The following is a 1,668-nucleotide window of genomic DNA, read 5'->3' on the forward strand; positions in this document are numbered from 1 at the left end:
CCCCGGACTCGCGCTCGACGCCCAGGCCGCGGTGCTGCGGCTCGCCGACGGCGCCGCGATCGGCATGAGCGCCAGCGCCGCGGGTGCGCTCCAGCCGCTCAAGTCGTGTACCAGTGTGCTCGGGGTGGGAGTCGATCTTCCGGCCACTCCGTGGTCTCGCTGCGACCACTGCCCCTCGGCGCCGCGGTGCGCGATCGCACGCCGGTCCAAGGAGAGCGCCGCATGAAGCGCGTCCGGGAGCGCATGCACGCCCGCGGCGGCGCAGCCGAGAGCGGCGCCGCACCTGCCCCGAGCGGCCCTTTCCGCCTGTACTTCCCCCAGCTCGAGCGCGAGATTCCCTGCGAGGCGGGCGAGAGCCTCTTTCACGCCGCCCGCCGCCACGGCGTGCGCATCGTCGGCGCCTGCGGCGGTCGCGGCACCTGCGCCAGTTGCATGGTGCGGGTCGGTGCGGGCGTGCTGCGCCCGCACGAAGGGCGCGGTCCGCAAGGATTCGAGATCGAGCTCGACGAGGCCGGACATCCGCTCAATCCCCGGCGCTGGATGCGCGCCTGCCGGATCGGAGCGCGCAGCGACTGTACGGTCGAGATCGGCGCGCGCTCGCTGGCGCCGGTGGTGCGTGCGGAGGTCCGCATCGAGGAAGAAGCCGGCTTCGCCCCCGCCCTCGATTGCAGCCCCGCCGTCCGTGTGCACGAGCTCGACGTGCCCGTGCCCACCCTGGCCGACGATCGTGCCGATGCCGACCGGGTGCTCGATGCCTGCCGCGACCGCGAAGATGCCCCGCGCACGGTCGCCGCCGCCTCCGCCAGCGAACTGGCCGCGGTGTTGCGCGCCGACGGCGGCACGCCCTGCCGCCTGCGCGCCTGGCAACGGGGCGAGGCGCTGATCGCGTTCGCCCCCAGTGGCCGGCGCAGCCTCGGCCTGGCGGTCGATCTGGGTACCACCAACCTGGCCGCCTTTCTCGTCGATCTCGACGCGGGCCGCACACTCGCCCGCCTCGGCGTGGAGAACCCGCAGACGGCCTGGGGCGCCGACCTGATGAGCCGCATCGACCATGCGATCGGCGATCCCGCTCTGGCCGATACCCTGCGCACGGCCGCGTGCGAGGCGATCGACGCGCTCGCCCACGACCTGTGCGCCAGCGTCGGCCAGCGTGCGCGGGACATCGTCGACGTCGCCGTGTGCGGCAACACGGCGATGCACCACCTGCTGCTCGGACTGCCGGTGCGCCAGCTCGGACGCGCACCCTTCGTCGCCGCGGTGCGCGACAGCCTCGACCTGACAGCGCGCGAGCTCGGACTGGCGGTGGCGCCCGGCGCATGGGTCCATGTCGCCCCCAACATCGGCGGCTTCATCGGCGGTGATCACGTCGCCGCGCTGCTCGCCACCGAGTCCTTGTGGCGTGCGGGCGCGTGCGCGCTGGTGATGGACATCGGCACCAACACCGAGATCAGCCTGATCCACCGCGGCCGCCTGTGGTCGGCCTCGTCGCCCTCGGGCCCGGCGCTCGAAGGCGGGCACATCGGCTGCGGCATGCGCGCGGCCGAAGGCGCGATCGAGCAGGTCGGCCTCGAAGGCGGGCGTCTGGTGGTGCGCACCATCGGCGGCGGCGAGGCGGTCGGGCTGTGCGGCTCGGGCGTGCTCGACACCGTGGCCGCGCTGCGCCGCGGC

General features: G+C 74.5%; 2 protein-coding genes. Both read left to right on the top strand.

The features are described 5' to 3' along the window. A partial coding sequence (locus C667_RS22760; RefSeq protein WP_004387942.1) for a hypothetical protein occupies positions 1-226 on the top strand: 226 nt, incomplete at its 5' end. Continuing rightward, positions 223-1,668: ASKHA domain-containing protein (locus tag C667_RS24450; RefSeq protein ID WP_004387943.1), on the top strand; the 1,446-nt coding region annotated here is incomplete at its 3' end. The genes C667_RS22760 and C667_RS24450, both read left to right, overlap by 4 nt.

This window comes from Thauera phenylacetica B4P (assembly GCF_000310225.1).
Classification (GTDB): domain Bacteria; phylum Pseudomonadota; class Gammaproteobacteria; order Burkholderiales; family Rhodocyclaceae; genus Thauera; species Thauera phenylacetica.